The organism is Halorientalis brevis (genome assembly GCF_023077655.1).
Map to the genome: position 1 here is coordinate 250245 of NZ_JALLGV010000008.1, position 24155 is coordinate 274399.

26 protein-coding genes are annotated in these 24155 nt (G+C 66.0%); 10 read left to right on the plus strand and 16 right to left on the minus strand.

Features of this window, described 5'->3' with window-relative positions; translation table 11 throughout:
* Nucleotides 1-339 precede the first annotated feature (339 nt).
* Both MU553_RS19265 and MU553_RS19270 read right to left on the minus strand, forming a co-directional pair.
* A complete protein-coding gene (locus MU553_RS19265; protein ID WP_247380692.1) occupies nt 340-732 on the minus strand; it encodes a DUF5611 family protein in 393 nt (130 codons plus the stop codon).
* 26 nt (nt 733-758) lie between these two features.
* Nucleotides 759-1667: a DUF7093 family protein gene (locus MU553_RS19270; protein WP_247380694.1), complete on the minus strand. Its 909-nt coding sequence runs from the start codon at nt 1665-1667 to the stop codon at nt 759-761.
* A 228-nt stretch (nt 1668-1895) separates the two neighbouring features.
* On the opposite strand from MU553_RS19270, the gene MU553_RS19275 reads away from it, so the two are divergent.
* The 3 genes from MU553_RS19275 (at nt 1896) to MU553_RS19285 (ending at nt 3793) form a co-directional block, all read left to right on the plus strand.
* Entirely contained in the window at nt 1896-2189 is a 294-nt protein-coding gene (locus MU553_RS19275) for a DUF6432 family protein (protein WP_247380696.1), read from the plus strand.
* A 52-nt stretch (nt 2190-2241) separates the two neighbouring features.
* Nucleotides 2242-3336 carry a CAF17-like 4Fe-4S cluster assembly/insertion protein YgfZ gene (gene ygfZ / locus MU553_RS19280; RefSeq protein ID WP_247380698.1) on the plus strand — a complete coding sequence of 365 codons (1095 nt, stop codon included), beginning with the start codon at nt 2242-2244 and terminating at the stop codon, nt 3334-3336.
* 61 nt (nt 3337-3397) lie between these two features.
* Nucleotides 3398-3793, plus strand: a complete 396-nt coding sequence (locus MU553_RS19285) for a PAS domain-containing protein (protein ID WP_247380700.1) — start codon at nt 3398-3400, stop codon at nt 3791-3793.
* A gap of 32 nt (nt 3794-3825) precedes the next feature.
* Here MU553_RS19285 and MU553_RS19290 read toward each other — a convergent pair whose 3' ends face one another.
* The 4 genes from MU553_RS19290 to MU553_RS19305 form a co-directional block, all read right to left on the minus strand.
* Nucleotides 3826-4212 (minus strand): hypothetical protein, encoded by a 387-nt coding sequence (locus MU553_RS19290; RefSeq protein ID WP_247380702.1) that lies wholly within the window; start codon nt 4210-4212, stop codon nt 3826-3828.
* A 38-nt stretch (nt 4213-4250) separates the two neighbouring features.
* Complete coding sequence (locus MU553_RS19295; RefSeq protein ID WP_247380704.1) at nt 4251-5336, minus strand: geranylgeranyl reductase family protein; 1086 nt, start codon at nt 5334-5336, stop codon at nt 4251-4253.
* Nucleotides 5337-5515: 179 nt separating this feature from the next.
* Nucleotides 5516-6523 (minus strand): WD40/YVTN/BNR-like repeat-containing protein, encoded by a 1008-nt coding sequence (locus MU553_RS19300; RefSeq protein WP_247380707.1) that lies wholly within the window; start codon nt 6521-6523, stop codon nt 5516-5518.
* Nucleotides 6524-6600: 77 nt separating this feature from the next.
* The gene (locus MU553_RS19305; protein WP_247380709.1) at nt 6601-6789 is read right to left on the minus strand and encodes a hypothetical protein; all 189 of its coding nucleotides are present in this window, start codon (nt 6787-6789) and stop codon (nt 6601-6603) included.
* Between the two features lie 115 nt (nt 6790-6904).
* On the opposite strand from MU553_RS19305, the gene MU553_RS19310 reads away from it, so the two are divergent.
* Nucleotides 6905-7201 carry a UPF0175 family protein gene (locus MU553_RS19310; protein ID WP_247380711.1) on the plus strand — a complete coding sequence of 99 codons (297 nt, stop codon included), beginning with the start codon at nt 6905-6907 and terminating at the stop codon, nt 7199-7201.
* The gene (locus MU553_RS19315) at nt 7198-7770 is read left to right on the plus strand and encodes a PIN domain-containing protein (protein WP_247380712.1); all 573 of its coding nucleotides are present in this window, start codon (nt 7198-7200) and stop codon (nt 7768-7770) included. The genes MU553_RS19310 and MU553_RS19315 overlap by 4 nt, the downstream gene beginning before the upstream one ends.
* Nucleotides 7771-7791: 21 nt before the next feature.
* Here the strand turns inward: MU553_RS19315 and uvrA are convergent, their stop codons facing one another.
* Nucleotides 7792-10797 (minus strand): excinuclease ABC subunit UvrA, encoded by a 3006-nt coding sequence (gene uvrA / locus MU553_RS19320; RefSeq protein ID WP_247380713.1) that lies wholly within the window; start codon nt 10795-10797, stop codon nt 7792-7794.
* Nucleotides 10798-11115: 318 nt separating this feature from the next.
* Between uvrA and MU553_RS19325 the strand changes: the two genes are divergently transcribed.
* Nucleotides 11116-12075, plus strand: coding sequence for a MinD/ParA family ATP-binding protein (locus tag MU553_RS19325; protein ID WP_247380714.1), 960 nt, complete (start codon nt 11116-11118; stop codon nt 12073-12075).
* 44 nt (nt 12076-12119) lie between these two features.
* Here MU553_RS19325 and MU553_RS19330 read toward each other — a convergent pair whose 3' ends face one another.
* The 4 genes from MU553_RS19330 to MU553_RS23805 form a co-directional block, all read right to left on the minus strand.
* Nucleotides 12120-12773 carry a DUF7978 family protein gene (locus MU553_RS19330; protein ID WP_247380715.1) on the minus strand — a complete coding sequence of 218 codons (654 nt, stop codon included), beginning with the start codon at nt 12771-12773 and terminating at the stop codon, nt 12120-12122.
* A 54-nt stretch (nt 12774-12827) separates the two neighbouring features.
* Nucleotides 12828-13565: an SDR family NAD(P)-dependent oxidoreductase gene (locus MU553_RS19335; protein ID WP_247380716.1), complete on the minus strand. Its 738-nt coding sequence runs from the start codon at nt 13563-13565 to the stop codon at nt 12828-12830.
* Between the two features lie 301 nt (nt 13566-13866).
* Nucleotides 13867-16410, minus strand: a complete 2544-nt coding sequence (locus MU553_RS19340) for an efflux RND transporter permease subunit (protein ID WP_247380717.1) — start codon at nt 16408-16410, stop codon at nt 13867-13869.
* A gap of 22 nt (nt 16411-16432) precedes the next feature.
* A complete protein-coding gene (locus MU553_RS23805; protein ID WP_247380718.1) occupies nt 16433-17845 on the minus strand; it encodes a COG1361 S-layer family protein in 1413 nt (470 codons plus the stop codon).
* A gap of 310 nt (nt 17846-18155) precedes the next feature.
* Between MU553_RS23805 and MU553_RS19350 the strand changes: the two genes are divergently transcribed.
* On the plus strand, nt 18156-18776 hold the full coding sequence (locus MU553_RS19350; protein WP_247380719.1) for a TetR/AcrR family transcriptional regulator: 621 nt from the start codon (nt 18156-18158) through the stop codon (nt 18774-18776).
* Here the strand turns inward: MU553_RS19350 and MU553_RS19355 are convergent, their stop codons facing one another.
* Complete coding sequence (locus tag MU553_RS19355; RefSeq protein WP_247380721.1) at nt 18777-19187, minus strand: hypothetical protein; 411 nt, start codon at nt 19185-19187, stop codon at nt 18777-18779. It abuts the gene before it with no gap.
* Nucleotides 19188-19278: 91 nt separating this feature from the next.
* On the opposite strand from MU553_RS19355, the gene MU553_RS19360 reads away from it, so the two are divergent.
* Complete coding sequence (locus MU553_RS19360; RefSeq protein ID WP_247380723.1) at nt 19279-20667, plus strand: LVIVD repeat-containing protein; 1389 nt, start codon at nt 19279-19281, stop codon at nt 20665-20667.
* Here MU553_RS19360 and MU553_RS19365 read toward each other — a convergent pair.
* From MU553_RS19365 to MU553_RS19375, 3 genes are read right to left on the minus strand one after another with little or no spacing between them, the layout of a single operon-like run.
* Complete coding sequence (locus tag MU553_RS19365) at nt 20664-22115, minus strand: ribonuclease FAU-1 family protein (protein WP_247380724.1); 1452 nt, start codon at nt 22113-22115, stop codon at nt 20664-20666. The genes MU553_RS19360 and MU553_RS19365 overlap by 4 nt on opposite strands.
* Nucleotides 22112-22486: a DUF7532 family protein gene (locus tag MU553_RS19370; RefSeq protein WP_247380727.1), complete on the minus strand. Its 375-nt coding sequence runs from the start codon at nt 22484-22486 to the stop codon at nt 22112-22114. Before MU553_RS19370 ends, MU553_RS19365 begins: the two co-directional genes overlap by 4 nt.
* Nucleotides 22487-22535: 49 nt before the next feature.
* Nucleotides 22536-22694 carry a preprotein translocase subunit Sec61beta gene (locus MU553_RS19375; protein WP_247380729.1) on the minus strand — a complete coding sequence of 53 codons (159 nt, stop codon included), beginning with the start codon at nt 22692-22694 and terminating at the stop codon, nt 22536-22538.
* A gap of 119 nt (nt 22695-22813) precedes the next feature.
* Here MU553_RS19375 and MU553_RS19380 point away from each other — a divergent pair, with 119 nt between their 5' ends.
* The gene (locus MU553_RS19380) at nt 22814-23080 is read left to right on the plus strand and encodes a thioredoxin family protein (RefSeq protein ID WP_247380730.1); all 267 of its coding nucleotides are present in this window, start codon (nt 22814-22816) and stop codon (nt 23078-23080) included.
* 96 nt (nt 23081-23176) lie between these two features.
* Here the strand turns inward: MU553_RS19380 and MU553_RS19385 are convergent, their stop codons facing one another.
* Complete coding sequence (locus tag MU553_RS19385; protein ID WP_247380732.1) at nt 23177-23698, minus strand: archaemetzincin family Zn-dependent metalloprotease; 522 nt, start codon at nt 23696-23698, stop codon at nt 23177-23179.
* Between the two features lie 39 nt (nt 23699-23737).
* Here MU553_RS19385 and MU553_RS19390 point away from each other — a divergent pair, with 39 nt between their 5' ends.
* The gene (locus MU553_RS19390) at nt 23738-24139 is read left to right on the plus strand and encodes a UPF0146 family protein (protein ID WP_247380734.1); all 402 of its coding nucleotides are present in this window, start codon (nt 23738-23740) and stop codon (nt 24137-24139) included.
* The last annotated feature ends 16 nt before the right edge of the window (nt 24140-24155 follow it).

The window sequence follows — 24155 nt, forward strand, 5'->3', positions numbered from 1 at the left end:
TCCTGCACTCGCCGCGAGCCACCTGACGACGCGTCGCTTCTCAGCGGTTCGATACTACCAGAAAGCATATGCAAATGGCGTGTGAGCCGGATACTGTGCTGACGTCGTGGTGACGCACGACTGCCAGTGTTCGCCCCCGGCAGGGCGAATCCAAACCAAACCATCCATCCGATCTCGTCTCTGTCAGTAACGACGCGGGAACACGGGACCGACTCGGCGACCGGATACTTCTGACCGCCTCCGGGCGAGGCGTATGTTAACCTATGACAGCCAGGTATAAATGAGTGACGCGTAGCTATCCGTTAGCTGAGGGGTTGAAAACGCGGTGGAGATACGACGTCAGACGTTGTCGGGCTTGTCGGCGTCGTCTTCGACGGCGCGTTTCATCGAGTCGCGCCGGCTTTTCGCGTCACGTCCGGTACATTCGAGGAGGAAGTCGTTTTTCGCGTCGACGGCGTCGGCGGCGGCCTCGGCCTCGCCCGCGGCGATGACTTCTTCGGCCGGTCGCTCCTCGAAGTCGACGCCGAGTTTGTCTTTCTTGCCGCTGTATTCGACAGTGCCCGCCGTGATCCGCTCGAACACGGGATTGTCCGGGTCTTCGACGACGTACAGATCACTGCCCTTGTACTCCTCGGTGCCGCTCACCGGGCCGAAGGTCTCCTCGATCTTCGCTTTCATGTCTGGTACGCGCTCTTCTAGATGTTCGCCCCGACGCATCTTGTACTCCCGCATGAACGGACGTATACACAGGAGCCGTTTTACTCTTTTCGCGTCTGATCTTCCGCGCGGTGTTCGAGCGACCCACGGTGACAGTCCGGACAGAAGTCGCCCGCACGGAGCGACGACTCCTCGACGGAGGTCCTGAAGCCACATTCGGGACACTCGAACTCGCCTTCGGGAACGGTGATGGCTGCGCTCCCCGCCGGTTCGACGTCGGCCCCGTCGATCTGTTTCGTGAGGTTCTCCGTCGGTTCCCACTCGCTTTTGGCGGGCTCGTCCTCTTCGGGCCACTCGACTTCCGGGGCGGTCTTCGTCGCTTCGTCGTGACCGAACTCGTCGGGCCACTCCTCGGTGGTCGTCGTCTCCTCCTCGTTCTGTTCAGCCGTCGATTCGGACTCGGCGTCCGCTTCGACGCCGTGATCCGGCTCGTCGTCGGGCCATTCGCCGGGTTCCCGGTCCGGCTCGTCGTCGTCGTCATCGCCGAGGATGACCGCGTCGTCGTCAGCCGCAGTCACCGACTGGTCCGGTTCGTCCTCGCCCGTCGTGGCCGGGTCGGGCTGGTGGTCCGGTTCCTGTTCGGCGTCGCTGTCGTCGCTGGCGGGCGCCTCGTCCTCGTCTTCGGCCTCGCCGATGAGTTCGGCGTCGTCCTCGGCCGCGTCGATGTCCGGCGTCGGGGTCACTCCGGACGGGGACGAACCCGTCTCGGGTTCCTCGGCGTCGTCGTCGGTCGCGTCCTCGATCTCCTCGGCGTCGTCGGCCGCCGCGTCCTCCGCGGCCTCCAGCGACGTGACTTCCTTGTTCTCCGAGACGACGCGCTGTTTGCCACAGCGATCACAGGTTTCGACCTCCTTGATCGTGATCAGGACTTCGCTACCCTGTTCCTCTCGCTCCTCTTCGACTTTCGAACCGCTGAAATCGTGCCCGAGTAGCGAACACTTGATACCCATTGACACGATATTGCCGCCGTGCGGTAAATAAGCGTACTGCTTATCGACCTGACATCTGCCAGATGTGATGAGTCATTATTTCGAAAATAGCTGGCACGCAGTTTAGCTGCGTCCGGATGTGACCGTGTTCCGTGCGGCGGAGGAGACCGCGCACGCTGCGACTGGGTACAGGCCGTCACGGTGGGGCCGAGGGACAACTGTAAGACCCACCCGGCCGAACGGGGGAGTATGAGGGCAAAGCGGGAGTACCGCAACCGCAGCGACACGCAGGTCGCGGTGCTGGACGCTCTCGCCGACCGACGGGACGAGGGCATGACCGTTTTCGAGCTACGTTCCCGTGTGGACGCAGACATCGACGAACTGGAAACCGCGCTCGCGGACCTGAAAGCCGACGGACTCATCGAAGCGACCGACGAGGACGACCGCACAGTGATCGTCCCCGAGGACCACGCCATCGGGCAGTACGACCCCGAGGAAGACCAGTCCCTGCTGGACCAGATTCGCGCGTGGCTCGGCCGCTAACGGACCGTCCCGAACCGGTGCTTTAACGCCGTCGACGGTCCTTTTCTCGGTGATGACTGTCCTCCAGGACGTCCACGAGGATCACGGAGCGACGTTCACGGAACGTGGCGGTCGCCGCGTCGTCGACACCTACGGTCGTCCGGAGCGAACCCACCGCGCCGTCCGCAAGGTCGTCGGCGTCTGTGAGTTCGGTTACGGCGTCCTCGTCGTCGACGGCGACGACCGCCGCGAGTTCGTCGACAACGCCGTCTCCAACCGCGTCCCCGCGACCGACGGCCAGGGCTGTTACGCACTCTTGCTCGACCCACAGGGCGCGATCACGACCGAAATGTACGTCTACAACGCCGGCGAGCGCCTCCTCGTCTTCGTGCCCCCGTCACGGACCGACGCCGTCGCCGAGGACTGGGAGAGCAAGACGTTCATCCAGGACGTGTCGATCCGCGACGCCACTGACGACTTCGCCGTCTTCGGCGTCCACGGCCCCAAGGCGACCGAGAAGATCGCCAGCGTCCTCAACAAGGCCGCCTCGCCCGACGAACACCTTTCGTTCGTCCGCGGGTCCATGGTCGACGCCGGCGTCACCGTCGTTCGCGGCGACGGCCTCGCCGGCGAGGAGGGCTACGAGGTGATCTGTGCCGCCGACGCTGCCGAAGACGTGTTCGATACGCTCGTCAACCGCGGGATGAACGCCGCTCCCTTCGGCTACCGAACCTGGGACACGCTGACCCTGGAGGCCGGGACGCCACTGTTCGAGACGGAACTGGAGGGCCGCATTCCCAACGTCGCCGGCGTCCGCAACGCCCTGGACTTCGAGAAGGGCTGTTACGTCGGCCAGGAAGTCGTCTCCCGCGTCGAGAACCGCGGCCGACCCAGCCAGCGACTCGTCGGGCTCACCGTCGAGGCGGTCCCCGACGCCGGCGCAGCCGTCTTCGCCGGTGACAGCGCCGTCGGCGAAGTGACGCGCGCCGTCGACAGCCCTGACCGCGAGGAGCCGATCGCGCTCGCGTTCGTCGACTTCGAGACCGACGCCGAGGACCTGACCGTCCGCGTCGCGGGCGAGGACGTGGCCGCGTCCGTCGTCGACCTCCCGTTCGTCGACGGGTCGGACGCCTCTGCGCGACTGCCGACGTATCCGGCTGCCGAGTGAGCGGTTCCGGGTCGACCACGGTTACAAAAAGGCTATAATTACCGTTCGGCGAGTTTCGCTCATGTGTGTCACTCCCCTCGACTCCGAAGACGCGGTCGAACGCTTTCGGTCGGTCGTCGAGGTCGCTGGCGTGCCGATCTACACGCTCGATAGCAACGGTCGGTTCACGTACGTGAACGCCGCGCTGTCGTCGGCAGCCGGCTACGACCGGGCGTCGCTCGTGGGGGAACACGTCTCAGTTCTGCTCCGTGATCGAGACGTCGAGCGCTGCCGCTCGGCGATTCGTCAACTCCTCGAAACGGGGAGGCGGACCTGCGAGATGACCGTCGCGGCCCGGGACGCGTCCGGCCAGCACCTGACTGCCGACCTCTCGATCTCCCTGCTCCCGCTCGACAACGGCTTCCAGGGAACCGTCGGCGTCGTCCAGAACCTCTCGTCCGACGGCGACGAGGACTGACGACGGGAGCCAGGGCTGGACCGCGGTACTCGTCAGTCTCTCGTTGTCGCCCGCTCGCCGGCGTCGACCCAGCGCGATTGCACTGCCTCCAGCGCGGAGAAGCCGCCGAAGGACGCGAGCACCATACCGGCGAACTGCGTCGTCGCGATCATGGGTGCGTCCACGTCGTACTGGAGCGGCGCGAGGATGAGCCAGACGCCGAAGACAGTCGCCATCACCGCCGCTGCGAAGTGCGGTCGGCCGCTTCGCCAGACCGCGTAGACGTTGTATCCTGCGAAGATGCCGCCGACGAGTCCCGACAGCGAGATCCCGCCGCGCGGCCCGGGCGGGACGTTCAGGGCGAAGGGAGCGATGATCGCCAGCGGGCAGGCCAGCAGTGCGAGGACGGCCGCAGCCAGTGTGAATCTTGAAGCGCGCATGTCTCGTCACACGGCCGGGAGCGCCTTCAGGCTCAGTCTCAGGTGCGCGACAGCAGCGCTTTCAACTGTTCCGTCGAGAACATCGTGCTCGGTCGGTCCATGTGGACGCCGATCTCACCAGAGAACGCTCGCATGCCGACTTCCTGAACCGGTCCCGGCATCGAGTAGCCGGCCCTGACGAGGTGGCCCAGGCGAATCTCCGAGCGCAGGTCGTCGCGCCAGGCCCGCTCGTAGTCCCCGAGCGACCCCGGATCTGTCGGATCGATCTCCCGTGCAGCGTGGTCGGCGGCCGTCATCCCGTAGAGGATGCCGCCCCCGGTGAACGGCTTGGTCTGGGCGGCGGCGTCCCCGATCAGGAACCCCCGCCGCCCCGTCACGCGCTTCGGTGGGCCGATTGGAATCAGTCCCGAACAGCGACGGGTCGTCTCGGCGCCGTACGCGTCGGTAAAGGCCTCGAACTCGGCGCGCACGTCGTCGCCGGGCGGCGTCGCCAGGCCGTACTCCACGCCGGCGTCCCCGCGCGGGATGCGCCAGGCGAAGAACGTCGGGACTGTCAGGTGGACGTCCACGAAATCGTCGTGGTCGGGCTCCTCGGTGAATCCGAGGACGCCGTGGAGCAACTCACCCGGCTCCGGGAGGCCGAGTTCGGTCCGGACGCGTGACCGTGGCCCGTCACAGCCCACGACCATGCGCGCCTGATACGTATCAGTCCCGTCCGGTCCGCGGGCCGTCACCTCCACGTGGTCGCGCCGCTCGCGCACCGACAGGACCGTGTGTCGCTCTCTGAGGTCCGCACCGGCGTCACGGGCCGCGTCCGCGAGTGTTTTGTCCAGGCCGACGCGGTCGATCACGTTCGAGATCACCTCGTCCTTGTAGAAGGGATGCGCGTCGCTCTCGGGGCCACCGCGGTGGAACCGTGCGCCGGACACCTCGTTCTGGAGGAGTTCCTCACGCGCCCCCGGCGGGGTGTACTCCCAGACGTCCGTGCTGACGTGGCCCGAACAGGCCAGCGGCTTCCCCACCTCTCCCTGCTCGAAGACGAGGACGTCGTGCCCACACTCGGTGGCCCGGCGGGCGAACCGCGAACCCGCCGGCCCGGCACCCACCACGACGAAGTCGTACATGTCACTGGAGTCCGTCTCGTGCGACAAATACTTTCGTTGTTCCCTGCCCTGCGCCCCTTCGCCAGCGAAAGTTCACGTATGTGGACGGGACCAGCCCGCGACGTGACCTGACTCCTGCCGGCGGACGGGTCGCGGTCGTGGGACACACCGTCCGTCGGAGCCGCCGTGTCCCCTGTTCGCTATGCGACGACCGCCAGTCCGCGGCACGTCTGTGACTCGAACCGCTCCGGCCACGGGACGTCGAGAGCGTCCCACGACGAGCCGGCGTCGGCAGAGCGGAACAGGCCGTGGTTGTTCGCCGCGTAGACGACGCCTGCTTCCCCCGTCGTCGCGAGCACCGCGCGGAGGACTCCCTCACCGGTCGGCAAGACGTCGCTGTCGACGCGCTGCCACGCCGCGTCGCGCCCGTCGCGCCGGTAGACGTACGACTGGGCCGCGCCGGGAAAGTGGGCCGTCCGTGCGCCGCGTGCGGCGGACACGACGAGTCGGTCCGGATCTCCCGGGTCTGCGACGACGCTCCAGCAGTATCGATGGTCCAGCCCGTCCTGTGGATGCGACCACGTGTCGCCGCCGTCTCTGGAGACCGCGAACCCGTCGCCCGCGGCCGTGTAGACGAGGCCTTCGCGATCCGGGTGCGTCGCCATCGAGTGATTGTCCCTGCGCGCTCCGTCGGGGTGGTCCCGCCAGGTTTCGCCGCCGTCGTCCGTCCGGATCAGTGCGCCCGCTTCGATCCCGACGTAGAGGTGTTCGGGGTCGCGTGGATCGACCTCCAGCCAGCGGACGTGGTGGGTGGACGGCCGCGGCGGAAACGACCACCCGGCTGCCGACGGCAGGTCGGTCACCCCCGGTCGTCGGCGCCAGGTTTCCCCGCCGTCCGTCGACCGGTAGACGGCGCTGGGTTCCGTTCCGGCCCACACCACGTCCGGGTCAGCGGGACTGGCTGCCAGTGACATCACTGTCGACGACTCGATGGTGTCTGCTCCGACTCGCTCGAAAGTGTCGCCGCGATCAGTGCTCCGGTAGAGTCCGTCGTCGAAGGTGCCGACGAGCACGCGGTCGGGTCGTGCGGCCGTCGCGAGTACGCACTTGAGGTCGTGGGTTCGCAGCCGCTCGGTGACGCGGACGTCCCCCGCTTCTTCGGTCGCCACGAGCAGGGAGTCCGCCATTGCGGCGTAGATGCGAGTCATGCGAACGAATTGCACTCCTAGACGGATAGCCGTCTCGGCGCCTGGGTTCCTCGACTGCTTGGATCAGTACGTGGCTGTCAGTCAGCACCCGGTGGCTCCCGATCCTGGAAATGTCCGATGATCCCGCTCGGAACGGCGACGCCCAGCGCCAGCGCGGCCCAGCGGAGCGGGCCCGTGTAGCCGAACTGGCCCATGAGCAGGAAGAGGCCGACGCCGCTGGTGAGGCCCAGCAGCATAATGACGCCGGCCCGTCGATCAGCGTCCATACCTCTCAGTGGACGTTCTCCCTCCTGAGCGTTTCGACGAATCCTGACCATCAGTGGGCAGACGGCAACCCGCCGGCAAGAGGCGATATACCTCCGAGCGCCCACCCTAGTAGGCATGGAGACCGTCACTACCCGACTGCGGGAAGGGGAGGTGGCGCTGCTGGATCGATTGGTCGAGATTCGCGGTGGCAGTCGGAACGACGTCGTTCGAGACGCGATCCGCACCTGCGTTCGCGACGAACTGATCGAGATTGCGCTGGAACGCTACAGAAACGGAGAGGTCGGCATGCGAGGAGCGGCCGAACTCGCAGGCCTCACCATCGGTGAGATGATGGCGGCAGCCAACGACCGGGACACCCTCTCGAACGACGACGCGACGGACATCGAACGGGACGTCAAGGTGCTCCGATGAATCGGACCGACCGAACGCTCCTGATCGACGCTGACGTGTTCATCACCTTCGCCGAGATCGGTGCGACGGACCTTCTGCGGACGATGGCGGGCGTGCTGTGGATGCCAGTGCCGGTCGACCAGGAGATCGTCGGCCGACCGGCTGCGACAGTGCTTGAGAGAGCCGTCGACGCTGGTTGGTTACAGATCGCAGCCCCACCGCCCGACCAGTACGTCCAGTACGCGGCGATGCATCTCGGCCGCGACGTCGATCGGGTTACCTACAACGGAGACATCCTGCTGCTTGCCCACGCGCTCGCCGCTCCCGACGCCGTCGTCATTACTGACGACAATCCGCTACGGAAGTGCTGTCGGACCCTCTCGATTCCCGTGGCCGGGTCACTCGCGGTCCTGATCCGAGCCGCGGAACGCGGCGACGCTGACCCCGCGAGGGCCACGGCGCTCCTGCTCTCCATTGACGAGGTCGGCCCGCGCCTCAGCGCGTCGGCCCTCCGAACCGCGGAACAACTGATCGCCGAGACGACGGAAACAGCTCCGTCAGACGAGGCCGTCACCGACGACAGCGTCTAACAGCAAAAATTCGCGTCGTGGTCAGTCGTCGCCCGCGCCGGTGGCTTCCGTCTCCGTTTCGGCGTCGGTCACCGCGGCGGCGTGTTCCCGGTCGGCGCGCGGTCCCTCCAGATCGACGGCCGGAAGCAGGTCACGGAGGTAGCGACCGGTGTAGGAGTCCTCTGAGCGGGCGACGGCCTCGGGCGTCCCCGTCGCGACGACCTCGCCGCCGTTCTCGCCGCCTTCGGGGCCGAGGTCGACGATGTGGTCGGCGTTTTTCACGAGATCGAGTTCGTGCTCGATGACGACGACGGTGTTGCCGTTGTCGGTCAACCGGTGGAGCACGTCGATGAGCTTGCGCTCGTCTTCGGGGTGCAGCCCGGTGGTCGGCTCGTCCAGCAGGTACAGGGTCTCGCCGGCGTCTTTCTTTCCGAGTTCCTCGGCGAGCTTGACCCGCTGGGCCTCCCCGCCCGAAAGCGTCGTCGAGGGCTGGCCCAGTCGCATGTAGCCCAGGCCGACGTCTTTCAGGAGCTTGAGCCGGCGGCGGATCTGGCTGTGGCTCTCGAAGAACTCGTAGGCCTCCGCGACGCTCATGTCGAGGACGTCCGCGATGGTCTTGCCCTTGAACGTCACGTCCAGCGTCTCGTCGTTGTAGCGCGCGCCGTCACACTCCTCACAGGGCACCTGCACGTCAGAGAGGAAGTTCATCTCGATCGTCACCGTGCCCTGGCCGCCACAGCCCTCACAGCGGCCGCCCTTGACGTTGAACGAGAAGCGACCCTTCTCGTAGCCGCGCTGTTTCGCGAGACTGGTCTCGGCGAACAGCTCGCGGATGTGGTCGAACACGTCCGTGTAGGTCGCGGGGTTCGAGCGCGGGGTGCGCCCGATGGGCGACTGGTCGATCAGGCGCACGGTCTCGATCTCGTCGAGGCCCTCGATGTCGTCGTGCTCGCCGGGATCGACGGAGGTGTTGTCGTTCATCCGGCGAGCGAGTCCCTTGTAGAGGATGTCGTGCATCAGGGTGGACTTCCCGGAGCCCGAGACGCCCGTGATGGCGGTGAACGAACCCAGCGGGAGGTCCACGTCCAGATCGTCGAGGTTGTGCTGGCGGGCGCCCGCGATGGTGATGTGGCCGTCGGGGTCGCGCCGTTCCTCGGGGACGGGGATGGTCCGCTCGCCCGCGAGGTACTCGCCGGTGGTGCTCTCTTCGCAGTCGACGACCTCGTCGAAGTCGCCGTTGACGACGACCTCGCCGCCGCGCTTGCCGGGGCCGGGGCCCATGTCGATGATGTTGTCGGCGCGGCGCATCGTCTCCGTGTCGTGTTCGACGACCAGCAGCGTGTTCCCGATGTCGCGGAGTTCCTCCAAGGTGTTCAGCAGCCGGTCGTTGTCCCGCTGGTGGAGGCCGATGGAGGGTTCGTCGAGCACGTACAGCACGCCGACGAGCCCGGAGCCGATCTGCGTGGCCAGGCGGATGCGCTGGCTCTCCCCACCGGAGAGCGTCGACGCCTCACGGTCCAGGGTCAGGTACTCGAGGCCGACCTCGCACATGAAGCCCAGGCGGGCGCGGATCTCTTTTAAGATCTCCTCGGCGATCTTCGTGTCGCGCTCGTCGAGGTGTTCCTCCATGCCCTCGAAGTGCTCCAGGGCGTCGCCGATGGACATTCGGTTGACCTCCGTGATGTCGGTGTCCTCGACCAGAACGGCGCGGGACTCGGCCTTGAGCCGCGTTCCCTCACACTCGGGACAGGTGGTGACGGCCATGTACTCCTCGATGTGGTCGCGCGCCCGGTCGCTGTCGGTTTCGACGTACCGGCGTTCGAGGTTGTTGATGACGCCCTCGAAGCGCTCGGTCTTCTCGCGGGTGCCGTTCTTGGTCGTCCACTCGAAGTGGACCACGCCGTCGGTGCCGTAGAGGAACTGCCGCTGGACGTCCTCGTCCAGGTCCTCGAACGGCGTGTCGAGGCTGACGCCGAAGTGCTCGGCGACGTTGTCGAGCTGGCGCGAGTAGTACGTCCGGTTGTAGCTCCAGGGCTCGAAGACGTGCTTGAGCGGCTTCGACGGGTCCTGGATCACGAGGTCCTCGCTGACCTCCTTCGTGGAGCCGATGCCCTCACACTCCGGACACGCGCCGTGGGGGGAGTTGAAGGAGAAACTGCGCGTCTCGATCTCCGAGATGTCGATGTTACAGTGAGTGCAGGCCAGGTCCTCGGAGAACTCGACGACGAGCCGATCGTCGTCGGTTGCGTTCTCGGCCGCTTCGTCGTCGGCGAGATCGCCGGTCGCGCGGGCCGTCGCGCCCCCCAGTTCCACGTCTGCCGGTGGGTTCGGGAGGATGACCTTCAGAACCCCCTCGCCTTTCTCAAGGGCGGTCTCGACGGAGTCGGTGATGCGCGAGCGAGCGTCCGGGCTGACCTTCACGCGGTCGACGACCACGTCGACGGTGTGGTCGTAGTTCTCGTCTAAGTCGGGGCGGTCCATGGTGAGGTCGTAGCTCTCGCCGTCGACCTCGACGCGGCTGTACCCCTCGCTGACCAGCTCGTCGAACAGGTCCTCGAACGCGCCCTTCTGATCGCGGACGACCGGGGCAGCCAGCTTGGCTTTCGTGCCTTCCGGGAGTTCGAGCACCCGCCGGACCATGTGCTGGGCGCTCTGCTCGCCGACTTCGCGGCCACACTCGGGACAGTGCGGAGTGCCGACCCGTGCGTAGAGGAGTCGCAGGTAGTCGTGGAGCTCCGTCACCGTCCCGACGGTCGAACGGGGGTTGTTCGCGGCGTTCTTCTGGTCGATGCTGATCGCGGGCGAGAGCCCCTCGACGTTCTCGACCTGTGGTTTGTCCATCTGGCCGAGGAAGTTCCGGGCGTATGCCGACAGCGACTCGATGTAGCGCCGCTGGCCCTCGGCGTAGATCGTCTCGAACGCGAGCGAGGACTTCCCCGACCCCGACAGTCCCGTCACGACGGTCAACTCCTCGCGCGGGATTGTCACGTCGACGTCCTTGAGGTTGTGTTCCTCAGCCCCGCGGACCTCGATGTTCTCTCTGGTCATCTATGCGCTGTCACGGGCGCACCCAGTGAAACCCTGTCGGTTCCCCTCGTCGACGCGGTCGTACTCGTGGGTTGCCCGCCACCCCGGCCGACCACCACCTACGCCCAGCGATCCGACCGTGAACGGTGCGTGTTCGGCCATCGTTCACGCCCACTGGCAGTTTTCACGTGTGATAACCAGGACTGCAACGAGAGTGGCGCTACCGTTTGATATCATCGGTGAAAATGGGTTCTCACCGCGGTAAATGGCCAGAATCAGGAATTGAATGACACGAACGGTAGTGCCTCTTTATTGTGCGTGCGGGGAATATCACAGATGATGCCTGGAACAGTGTATGCAGTTGCCGGCAGCAAGGGTGGTGTCGGCAAAACGACGACGGCAGCGAATCTGGCGGCCACGTTGCGGGCGACCGGCCGGGCGGTCGTGCTCGTGGACACGGACCTCGCCATGTCTAACCTGAAAGAGGTGATCGGGCTGACCCACGAGCTGACGATTCACGACGTCCTGGGCGGCCAGTGTTCGCTTGACGAGGCTATCATCGAGGAGTCCGAAGACGTCCTGGACACGCCGGGTCGACTCGACGTCTTACCAGGCGCGACTGAACTCGACGCCTTCGCGACCGCTGATCCGGAAGCGCTCACCGGCGTCGTGGAGGACCTCGCCAACCAGTACGACACTGTCGTCCTCGACACGTCAAGTGGTATCACTCGTGAAACAGCGGTCCCCATCGCGGTGGCCGACGAAACCCTCGTGATGACGACGCCGACGAAGGCAGCCGTCCTCGACGCGGAGAAAACCGTCGAGTTCGTCGATACCGTCGGCGGCACCGTCGGCGGTCTCATCATCTCTCGACACGCCCCTGGTCTCTCTGACGAGGAAATTCTCGACATCGTCGGGGTCGACCATCTCGCGACCATCCCCGATCTCGACACTCCCGGCGTCGACCCGCTTCGGCCCTACCGGACGCTCGTCGTCCGCCTGCTCATCGGTCGCGACGTCGCGACCGACCCCGCGGCCGTCCTCGACATCGGCGAGGGCGAGACGCCGCGGATCACCAGCACGCTCGAACCAGTCCCCGAAGACGCTGCCAGCGACTCGCCTGGGGACGCGCCGACCGTCGACGACATTCACGCGGACTCGCCGGCCGACGACGTGGAGACGTCGGCCGACGCCGCGTCGGCAGCCGACGACGACGAGTCGATCCCGGTCGAAAACGAGCAGCAGAAAGACGGGACGCTCAACCGATTCGTCAACGCGATCAGCGGCCACGGCAGCTAATCCCGACGATTCGTCCGCTCTGAGCTGCTGTCGCTTCTTTCTCTTCACCCCTCGTTCGTGACGATGGCCTGCGTCGGCAGGCTGGCGACGGTCCCGACCACGAGCGGATACAGCGTTCCGTAGAGCAGCGTCTGAACGCGGTTCGGGTGGAACGCGATCGCAATGGAGGTCCCGTTTGCCGGGTTCGTCTGCTGGGTCTGCACGAAGAGGAACGTCCCGACGAGCGCGAGCAGGAGGTACCCGATGGTCATCGACAGTCCGGTCATGACCGCAAGTGCGACGCTCCGCTCGTCCGGGTCGTGCCAGTACGTGAAGGCGACGGTGACCCCCAGGATCGCGAGGATCGGGACGGCGTAGTACAGGCCGGCGTCCGTCGCGTTCGCGAGCAGCGAGAACGGCGTTCGCGCGATCGACTGCCCGGACGGGAGTGGCTCCGCTGCTTCGGGAATGAGCGTTATCGTGTGTGCGTTGTAGAGAATAAAGCCCAGCTGCATCGCCTTCTCCGACGCGGCACCGGGAAGCTCCTTGATGACCCCGGCGAGATAATACGCGCCCAGGAGTAGATATCCGAGCACGAACGCTCCGCTCCCCGCTACGAGGCCACCGGCCCACGGGAACGTGAGTACGCGCTCGATGAGGAACTCGACAACTGACTCGGCGATACCTCCGTCACTGTCGTCCGGGTTCGTTGCTGCCACACCGGAGGGCCGACCCGATATAAAAAAAGCGTTCCGGAGCTTGTAAGGGATTTGTCAAACCGTTTCGGGGAGCCACCCGCCGGAAACCTCCACGTTCGCACCGCTGACGTAGTCGCTATCAGGAGCAGCAAAAAAGAGTACGGGCTGTATCACGTCCTCGAAACTCGCCGGGCGCCCGCGCGGGAGCTCGTCGGGGAACTCGTCGGAGTTCTCGACCACGTACGGCGAGACGGCGTTGACCGTGATGCCCTCTGACTGGGTGTCGGCCGCGAGCATCCGCGTGAACATTACTACGCCCGTCTTGGCGACGAAGTACGGGAAGTTCTTCGGGCTGACGAGCGCTCGCTCCGCGCTCGCATAGCCGACGTTGACGATCCGGCCGGCCCCCTGGGCGCGCATCCCCGGGAGCGCACGCTTCGAGCAGAGGTACGTGCCGTTCAGATTCGTTTCCAGTACCGTATTCCACGTCTCGAAATCCATGTCCTCCCAGTGCTCGGGCGCGAACGCACCGACGTTGTTGACGAGAACGTCCACGGTTCCCAACTCCGCCTCGACGGTCTCGAACAGCGCGTCCACGTCGTCGGGGTCCGTGACGTCGGCCTGTGCGGTCGTCACGTCGACGCCGCTCTCTCGGGCGCGCCCGGCCACTTCGGCGGCTTCGTCGTCGCTCGTCCGGTAGTGGACGGCCACGTCTGCGCCACAGGCAGCGAGTGCGAGGAGCAATTCGCGGCCGACGCCTTTCGCGCTGCCAGTCACGAGTGCCGTCTGTCCGGAGAGGTCGGGTGCGAGCATACCTCTCCTTGGGTCCCATCTCTTTTCATCGTCGGGATTTTTCGCCCCGCTCTGTCGCTAGTCACACGGACGCTCGCTGCCCAGTATCGGTGCTGTGTTGCGCACGTCAGCATCCGCCGAGCGAGCAACGCGAGCGAGGCGGTTCACTGCTGGCGAGGTCAGCGAGGGACCGAAGGTCCCTCTGGTAGCCGGTGCTACGCGCCGACGACGAAGACCGAGCCAGCAGCCATTTTTAGCGTAGATTTTTGCGAGGAGTAGTGGGCGAGCGGAGCGAGCGCATCCCCACGAGGAAATCGGTACGTCAGTCGCTCTCGCCGTCCATCTCGGGACCGGGGACTGCCGTCGCCGGTTCCGGGCCGAGTTCCGGTTGGGCCGAGTGCTGGCCGGCGCCCAGGTCGTGGGGCGTGTAGCGGTCCCAGAGGACGAGCACCGCGGGGAGGACGAAAATCGACGTGAGGAACGCGTAGACGATGCTCATCGCCGTCAGGATGCCGAACTGGCCGATGGCGGGGAACAGCGCGAGCGCGAGCACGCCGATGCCGAACACGGTGGTGAACATGCTGCTCATCAGCGCGCCCCCGGTGCCGCGCACCGTGCGGTCGAGTGCGGGCATGAGCGGCCGTTCCTGGCGCTCGTCGGCGAAGCGGTGGACGACGTGGACGGAGTAGTCGATCCCCAGGCCGATGGTGATCGCCAGCATCGTCGCCGTGAGCGCGTTGAACGGGATCTCGAGGAAACGCATCGTCCCGGCCAGCAGCGCCACCGTCACCACGATTGGGATGGTGTTCGCGATGCCGAGCGACGCCTCGCCTTCCAGTACCCAGTAGACCAGCACCAGGAACAGCGTCGCACCCAGGAGTGCAACGGCGAGGCTCTGGATCGCGGACTCGAAGATGACGTCCGAGACGGCCTGGAACACGACGATCTGTCCGGTCGCGATCGCTGTGTCGCGGTAGCGGTCAGCCAGCTCCCGGGAGTCCGCCGTGATCTCGCCCTGGCTGGCCTCGGCCTCGACGGTGTAGACGACGCGGGCGCTCCGGCGGTCTTCGGTCATGTACCGCAGCGCCTGGTCGCGCGCCGGGGAGGATAGCAGGGCGTCGTAGACCTGTTCCAGGTTGTCGTCGGGCACCCCGTCGTCGTCGCGGTCGTTGCGCGCGACGAGTGCGGCGAACTCCTCGTCCCGCTCGGCGTGGGACTGAATGACGGTGACGATGCTCGTGCTGTCGGCGCGTCGGTCGTCGGTGACGATGCTGTCTGGCGGGTTCTCGCCGGCCTTGTGGATGTCCTCGAGCGCCGTGTCCCTCGTCATCGCTCCCTGGACGTAGACCGTCGCCGAGTCGCTCTGCGTCGAGGCGAACTTGTCTTCGAGGAAGTTCGTCTGCTCGGTGACCGTGTAGTCGTGGGGACGGAACGGCTCGGGGAGCTGCATGACCCAGTCGGGGTTGTCCTCCGGCGGCAGGAAGTCCTCCTGGGTGAACGAGGTGGAGACGCCCGTCGCGTAGTACCCGGCCGCTCCGCTCGTGACGAGCATGAGCAGGAGGAAGATCGCCGGCGCGCGGTCGGCGATGACGACGCCGCCCCGGAGCACGCGACTGAACGCCGATCCTTCCGATCCCAGCGGCGTCGTGCTCATCTGCGGGATCGGATAGCGCTCGCGTATCTTGTCGACGTACACCTTCGCCGCCGGGAGGAACACGCCGAAGATGAGGAACGTGAAGACGATCCCGACCGATGCGACGACGCCGAAGTCCTGAATCGGCGGGAGCGAACTCGTGAGGTTGGCCGCGAAGCCGATCACGGTCGTCCCGGTGACGATGAAGAAGGCGACGATCAACTGGTCGGTCGTGATGCGCATCGAGGTCTCGACGTCCTTCCCCTGGACCTGCTCTTCGCGGTAGCGGTTGACCGCGTGGATCCCGAAGTCGATCCCGACCGCCAGCAACAGCGGCGGGACGGTGATGAGCATCTGACTGAACGGGATTCCCGCGAGGCCCATGTACCCGAACGTCCAGACGATCGCCATCGCCAGCGAGACGACTCCCAACAGCAGGTCGATCAGATCGCGGTAGGCGATGACGAGGAAGAACGTGATGAAGATGACCGCCGCGGGAACGACGATCAGCAGCGAGTCGGTGATGACGTTGGAGAACTCGTTCGCGATGATCCCCGAGCCGAACACGTCGATGCTGTCGCCGCTGTCGGCCGATTCGACGATGAACTGGCTCTGCTCCTGGAGCGGCGTCAGGGGGCTTGACCCACCCTGGCCCGAACTCTGGGAGATGCCGGCCGGCACGTCGTGTTCGACGAGGCCGATCGTCGCCGACGCCGACGCCGAGCGGCGGTTGAAGTCGGTGCTGACGAGCGTCGTGAACCGGGGGTTCTGTTCGGCCGCCCGCGCGACGGCAGCCTCGACCTGTGACGGCGTGGCCTGTTCGACGGCGTCGACCCGCTCGGCGGGGGTGCTGGCCTTCGGGTCTAGCTGCTGGGCGACGAGGCCCGCAGCGCTCGACGTCGAGGAGACGCGGAGCCCCTGCTGGTCTTCGAGTTGTTCCTGGGTCCGGAGCATCCGGAGCAAGGCGGGCTTCGAGAGGACGTTCTGACTCGACTGGATGAGCTGTGTGTTCCCGGTGTCGGTCGCGAACGGGTCCTCGAAGTCCTCGTTGACTGCAGTGTAGGCTTTCTCTGCGGGCAATCCGGTGGTGAACTGGGACGTTCCGGCCGAGGTGCCGACGCTGCCCAGCCCCGTCCCGAACACGACTGTCAGGACGAGAAAGGCCAGGATGATTCGGCCCGGCCGCTCGACGATGGTCTCGTCGACGCGGTCGATGATGCGCTGGTAGTCCATGTATGAAACGAATCTCCGCGGGTTACCGGAACCGGAAGTAGCCGCCGATGCCGACGACCGCCGCGACGCCGATCCCGACGATCACGAGCGGGAAGCCGCCGCTTCCGCCGCCCTGTTTCTCGGTGACAGTCACCGGCTCCCGGTACGTGTCCGAGACGAACGTGTCGCCGTCTTCGTCGTCGTACTGGAAGTCCATCGAGACCGGGTAGTCCTTCGCGATCGCGCCGCTGGCGGAGACGGTGAACGAGATCGTCGTCGAGTTCCCGGGTTGCAACTCGTCGATGTACGCCTCGGAGTCACCGGCCGAGATCGGGTCGTCGGCGAACAACTTCGCCGAGATGTCCGTCATCGTCTCGCTCGCGGTGTTGGTCACGACGACCTCGAGGTTCGCGGTCTGGCCGTTCGAGAGGCTCCCCTTCTTGACGTCGACGTCGAAGGTGTCGGTTTTCTCGCCGACCTTCTGGCGCGTCGTCAGGGAGTCGCTCTTTCTGATCTCGTCATCGCTATCACGGTACTCCGCGACGAAGGAGAACTGTCGCGGGCCGGATTCGGCCCCGTCGCTGATCTCGACCGCGAAGTCGAAGTTCGCGGACTCGCCGGGTTCGAGATTGCCGACTGAGTACTCTCGTTCGGTCGGATTGACGTTCTCGTTTTCCGTCGTAAGTCGCATGACGACGTCGCGAGCGACGGTTTCCCCGTCGTTCGTAACTGTTCCCCGTAACGTCCGCTCTTCCCCCACCTGGAGGTCGCTCGAGACGTTGCTGAGGGAGAACTCCATCTCCGGCAGCGGGGTCACGCCCAGTTTGAGCGGGTCGGACTGATAGTTCACTCCGTCGGTGTCCTCGAATTCAGTGGTTGCCGTGAAGGCGTAACTCTGTTCTTTGGCGTCTTCAGAGGCTCTGACCTGATACGAGACGGTCTTTTGCTCGCCGGGCCGCCAGGTGCCTTTGTATCGCGTTGCCGAACTCGCTCCGTTCCCGAAGGTAAGGTCACCGTTGGGCGATTGCATCGCGACCGTGGTGTCGCTGGCCGCCTCGGTGCCGACGTTCTCCATCGTCATGTCCACGGTCCCCGACGATCCGACCCGGACGTTGGTCTCAGTGTCGACGATCTCGAAGCGTGCTCTGTCCTCGATCTCGACTTCCACGTCGAAGTGTCGCTTCGTCGTTTTCTCGTTTACTCCGCCCTCGAGTTCCCCGACCGTCATGGCGTGTTTGTACTCGACGACGACTTCCATCTCGTAGGTCCCCGGCTCGGCGTCCTCTGCGACTGTCACCCCGAAATCGAACGGTGCCGACGTTCCCTTGGCTATCTGGGCCTTCGTCTGTGCGTTGTCTCGGACTTTGATCGGTGCCCCATTGGATTTCAGTTCCACTTCCACACCCCGTGCAGTCGTCACTTCGTTGTTCAGACTGGGATTCCTGGTCGAACTCACCTGGAGCTGTCCTTGATTTGTCAGTTTGACCGTCAGGTCCGTACTCTCGTCTGGCGTTAATTTTTCGTTCGGAACTGAGACTTTGAACTCTGGACTCCCGTTGACCGACGCTACTACCGACGTCGGCACGAGCAACGATACGACTACCAGTGCGACCGCGATCTGTGAACCCCTCATGATTTTGATTGAACGTTCATTCAGCTACTTGCTCTGATTGAACGTTCATTCAATACAAAAAACTTTCCACTTAGGTACAGGACGTCCGGTGATGCGAAAGGTTATTTGTGGGTGATTGAATATTCAGTCAACAATGGCCCCGCCGATGGAGCTGTTCGACGACGAGCCGACGAGTACTCGCGAGGCCATCATGCAGGCGACGTACGCGGCGCTCGCGAAACACGGCTACGCGGACCTGACGATCCAGCGCATCAGCGACGAGTTCAACAAGAGCAAGTCGCTCCTCTATCACCACTACGACAGCAAGGACGCGCTGCTCGTCGATTTCCTCGGGTTCATGCTCGAACAGATGGAGGCCGACGTTCCCATCCAGGAGTCGGGGAACGCCTACGATCAGCTCATGTCCGCGTTCCGTCACGCGTTCGGCGAACTGTTCGAGGAACCCGATTTCCTGCGCGCGGTGCTGGAACTGCGCGCCCAGGCGGCGACCGACGAAACGTACCGGCGCCAGTTCACGGCCAACGAGGAGTTCATCCAGTCGAAACTGGCCGAGATCGTCAGGAACGGCATCGACGAGGGAACGTTCCGTGACGTCGATCCCGACCGAACCGCCGAGATGCTGCTGACGGTGATCGACGGGGCGATCCTCCGGCAGGCGACGATCGACGACGTGGACGTCGACGTCGTCCGCCAGGAGCTAGACGCCTACGTCCGAAGTCGGCTGGTCACTGACGACGTCGAGATCGACGCCTGATCAGTCCCGCCTGGCCCGCTCTCGCCACTCCCACTTCTGGGTCCGCTCTGCGACGTGACGCTGGCCGTCCGCGACGGCCTCGCGCGTTTCCGTCTCGAACGTCCGGATGTCTGCGAGAATGTCCTCCTGGAAACACTCCAGCACGTCGTAGGACCAGCGGTCCTCGTCGATGACGCCCCGGGGGAGGTACTGGTCCCGGAGCGCGTTCGCCAGCTCCTCGTACCCACACTCCCGGAGCATCGTCTCTGCATCGGCCAGGTGGTCCATCGCGTGCCCCGTGTTGTGGTGGAACTCGATCAGGTGTCCGTGTGCCCGCTGTAACCACTCGAGTCCCAGTTCGACCTGGTGGAGGGCCTCGCGTTCCTGTTCAGTCAGGGCCGCGGCCGCGTCCGTCTGCTCGTCTTCGTCCATGTCTCCGTCTAGCACACTGGCGGGTTTGTACCTGACGCGGCACGGCGTGGCCGACCACAATCCATAGGTGCGCCACGACCGACTACGCTGTATGCGCCGCCGCCAGTTCGTATCTGCGTCCGTCGGCGTCTCGCTCGGCTCCGGCGTCGCGATCGGAGCGCCCTCCACTCGCTCTCGACCGACGGCTGACGCGTTCGCCCCGCTCGGTACCGTCGCGGTCGACGGCATCAAAGAGGCAGTCGTCGGTCCCGACGGGACGACCGTCTACGCGGCTGCGACGGACGGCTTCGCCACGATCGACGTCGCCGACCCGGCGAACCCGACCGTCCTCGCCGACCGACGGAACCTCCTCGCCGATCGCGCGTCCGGTCCACTGTCCCAGATCTACGACGCCAAGGTCGACGGCGACCGACTCGTCGTCGTCGGTCCGGCGAACCCGAAACAGAACGCCCTCAACGCCGCGATCTTCTACGACGTGTCCGATCCTGCCGACCCGCAGCGACTCGGCGTCCACGAGACCAGCTATCCGATTCACAATTGCTATTTCGCGGACGGCGTCGCCTACCTTTCGGCCAACCGCTACCAGCGCAACGGTCTCACGCTCGTCGAAGTCGGCGACGAGCCGACGCAGGTCGGGTCCTGGTCGCTCTTCGACCGGTCGAAGCGGTGGGGCGACGTCTGGCCCGGCCTGTGGCCGGTCCACGACGTCTACGTGCAGGACGACAGAGCGTATCTCGCACACTGGGACGCCGGTACCTGGATCGTCGACGTCTCGGACCCGCGCTCTCCCTCGCTGCTCTCCCAGGTCCGCGGTCGGTCGGCCGACGCCCTGGCGTCGCTGGGGCAGGCCCAGAGCGGCCTCGAAGCCCTCCAGCCGCCGGGCAACGACCACTACGTGGCCGTCGACGAGGACGCGTCCGTGCTCGGTATCGGCATCGAATCCTGGGACGCAGAACAGGGCGACGGCCGCGGCGGCCCGGGCGGGGTCGAACTCTGGGACGTCTCGGACCCGACGGCGCCCAGTCGGCTCTCGACCATCGCGCCGCCCCCGTCGTCGGACCCCCGATACAGCGGCGAGTGGACCACCTCACACAACTTCCAGTTCGCCGGCGACCACCTCTACACGTCCTGGTACCAGGGCGGGATCAAGGTGTTCGACGTGAGCGACCCCGCGAGTCCCACCGAGGTCGCCGCGTGGCGCGACTCGGAGGCGGCGAGTTTCTGGAACGCGCAGGTCGCTACCGAGGCCATCGTCGCACCCAGCGGGATCGATCGCCGACAGGACGTCACCATCACGGATCGCCTCTACACCTTCCCGATCCCCGACGCGGCCGCAGCGTCTCTCCGGGGCAACGAGACGGCCACAGAAACAGGGACGGGGACAGGAGCAGGATCGACGACCGACGCCAGCGGTCCCGGGTTCGACGTCACCGCGGCACTCGCCGGGCTCGGGATCGAGGCCTGGCGGCGTCGCCGCTAGAGGGCGTTCTCGACGGCTGCGGCGACGCCGCGTGCTTTCTCGGCCAGGTCCGCGGCGACGTGTCCGGCGTCGACGGCCGCGTCGAGTTCGTCGTCGTCCACGCGCTCGACCGTGCCGTCGCCGTGTTTGACCACGTCGACGTGGAGGTCGACGTAGCGGACGGTCGAGGGGAACACTTCGACGGGCGTACAGACGTTGACGTACGTTCCCTTCCGCTCGTTGTCGGCGTCGCGGTACACCGTCGCGTACCACCAGCGCCCCTCCTTGAACTTCGTCACCGCGACGTCGCCGGCTTCGATGTCCACGCCGAGCGCGTCGAGGGTGCCGCCGGGCGTGAGTTCCCGACGCAACGTGAGCGTTCCCGCGGGATCGAACTCGGCCACGTCGCCCCGGCCGAGGCTGATGTACCTCCCGTCGGGTTTGCCGTGGCCGATCTCGACGCTGTCGTCGGCGCGCGGGCCGAACTGTCGGGTCACCACGTCGAACGGGAAGTTCGACTCCCCGTCCCCGTCGACGTCGCCACAGATCGCCTCCGCGAAGTCGACGGCCGCGCTGGCGCTGTCGTCGCCGGCCTTGATGCGGTGGTGGCCGGGCATGGTCGGGACGCTCGCGGCTCGCTCCTCGTCGAGCGCGAAGCGCGCGTCGCGGCCGAACCAGCACCACAGCGTCGCCGCGCCGTCCCAGAGACAGGCCGGGGCCTCGTCGTCGGGATCGGGCGCCTCCGCGAGCGCGTCGTCGATGCGCTCGGCCCTCGCGTTCGTCGCTGCCAGCGCGTCGTCGAGCGCACTGAACTCCGCGTCGTCGGCCAGTCGCCCCCAGCGGACGGCCCAGCCGTCCAGCGGGTCGCTGCCGATGAGATCGACGATGTCTGCGGGGCCAGTCCCGGTTCGCTGCCGCCCGCCCCGGACCAGGCCGGCCAGCGTTCCGGGGAGTTTGACGTCCGCGTCCAGCAGCGGCCGGTCCGATCCCCACGGGGCGGCGGGCTCGCGAACCTGCACGCGGACGCGGTCTCCCTCGGTCACGTGGTCCGGTGAATTGTTGAACGGGAGGAACCCCTCGCCGTTGCTGGCGGCGACCGACGCCGCCCCAGTCTGCGGGGTCGGCCCGACGCCGTCGCCGAGGTCGACGACGGCACCGCTGCCCAGCGTTTCCCGGACCACGCCGTTGAACACCGCGTCGCGCGGGAGCGGGTCCGTCCAGACGAACGTGTCCAGGCCTACGTCCGCGAGGAGCGCCCCGACGCTGCCGACCGCGTCCCCGTCGCCGGTGACGCCGACGCCCTGGCGGTCGTCAGTGGTCTCGACGGCCGCGTCCGCCGGCACGAGTTCGAACTCGCTTTCGAACCGGTCGTCGATCGCCGGCGAGGGCTGGACCACCGAGAGGTCGGCGTGATCGGCGAGCAGGCCGGTCAGTGCGGTGCTGTAGATGCCGCGGACGCGGACGTTCATAGCGCGTCGGGGTCGGTGGTGAACTTCACGCGGTCGTGGACCGTCGGTCCGAGCGTCAGCTCCACGGTGTCGTCGGTGAGGACGCGGCCGTCCTCGACGTAGACGCCCCAGCCGTCGAACTTGAGGTACCCGCGGAGGTCGGCGCCGTGGGTGTAGAGGTCGACGTACTCGACGGTGTGCTCGACGACGTCGCTGCTGCTGTGGGCCATGTCCATGTCGGAGTGAACGGCGTCGAGATCGTCGAAGAACGCTTCGAGTTCCGCGGCCGTTTCTTGCGTGGCGTCGACGACAGACGCCGAGGCAGCCTCGATCTCGTCGGTGTCGAGGCCGGCCTCGCGGAGCGCCTGTTGTGTCCGCTGGTCGAAATGCATACGCGCGGCTACGAAACGAACGCTTGAAAACGTCGCGAAAACGGGCTGCCTACATTATCAGGTTCAGGATCTGAACGCCGATCCCGAACAGACCACCGAACGCCACGACCGTTCGTGGGTCGATCCGAATCGCGTTCCGATCCTCGGCGTCGAAGTATCGGACGAGCCCGGCACTCGACATCAGGCCGCCACCGTCTTGACTACTCATACTGATCCATCGCCGTCCCCGGTGCCTAAGCTTTTCGCCTTGCGCGCTCGAGAATCCCGACGATATCTCCACAGTGGAAACCCTTATCGGGACCGCTGGACAACGTTCCGCGTAGGCCAATGACAGTCACGCTCAAGGATTTCTACGCGGACTGGTGCGGTCCCTGTAAGACGCAGGACCCCATCCTCGATGAACTGGAAGACGAGTGGGAGTCGGTCGAGTTCGAGAAAGTCAACGTCGACGAGGAACAGGACGTGGCCAACGAGTACCAGGTACGTTCCCTGCCGACGCTCATCGTCGAGAACGACGACGGCATCGTCGATCGCTTCGTCGGCGTCACGCAGGCCGACGACCTCGAAGCAGCGCTCGAAAAAGCCAGCGCCTGACCGGGCGTCCGTTTTCCGGCGTTCGCCACCGCCTGAGCGACTGGACTCGACGGCGGCCGGGCGGCTACTAGACGGGTGAAAAACGAGACGGGACGGTTACAGCACGAGCTGCGCGCAGGACCCACAGAGGTTCTCTTCTTTGACGTCGACTTCGCGCACGGTCGGCGAGAAGTTCATCACACAGCGCTTGTTGTCGCAGTGCTCCAGGCCGAGGGTGTGACCGATCTCGTGGACGACTTCCTTCCGGACGCGATCCGAGAAGATGTCGCCGGCCGACCGGTTTGAGAACCCGCCGTCGGAGGACGTCTGTAAGCGATACGTGGAGATGACGCTCCCGTTCCCGTCGAGATACGCCAGCCCGAATACGTAGTTGCGCCGGCGGTAGAACAGGTCCTTCGGCGTAATCGCGATGTTCTTCTCCCCCGAGCCGGTGCGGCTCGCGAGTTCGATGAACTCCTCGGCACGGAACTGGTCGCGATTAGCATCGTAGGACCCGTCGGGGACGGGCTGGGCGTCGTGGACCGTCACGTCACAGTCGTAGACAGTCCGCAGCCCGGCGGAGGCTTCCCGTTTGACCATTGCGGGGACGTCTCCGACCGGCACGATGTCGACGTGCATGCCAACGCCTATGGTGGGACCACCCATAAACATCCCGCCGTGTCCGCTTCTCGTAACGACGCACTCGTCGCTCGACTGGCTCCCTTCGACGCCCTCGTCGAAATCGGCGTCGGCAACCGGCCCGACGTCGCCGCCGCGCTCGCCGACCGCGGCTGCTCGGTCGTCGCCACTGACGTCTACGATCAGTCCGTCCCGGACGGCGTCCGGTTCGTCCGCGACGACGTCACCGAGCCGGCGGCCGACGTGTACGCCGACGCCGACGCCATCTACGCGCGCAATCTCCCGCCGGAACTCCACCGCCCGACGCTCGAACTCGCCCGTGAGCACGGCGCTGCCTTCCTCTTTACCACGCTCGGTGGCGAGCAACCGCTGGTCCCCGTCCGCCGGGAGACGCTCCCGGTCGGGACGCTGTTCGTGGCCGACGACACCGGTCCCGAGTGACGCCATCGGCGCTCGA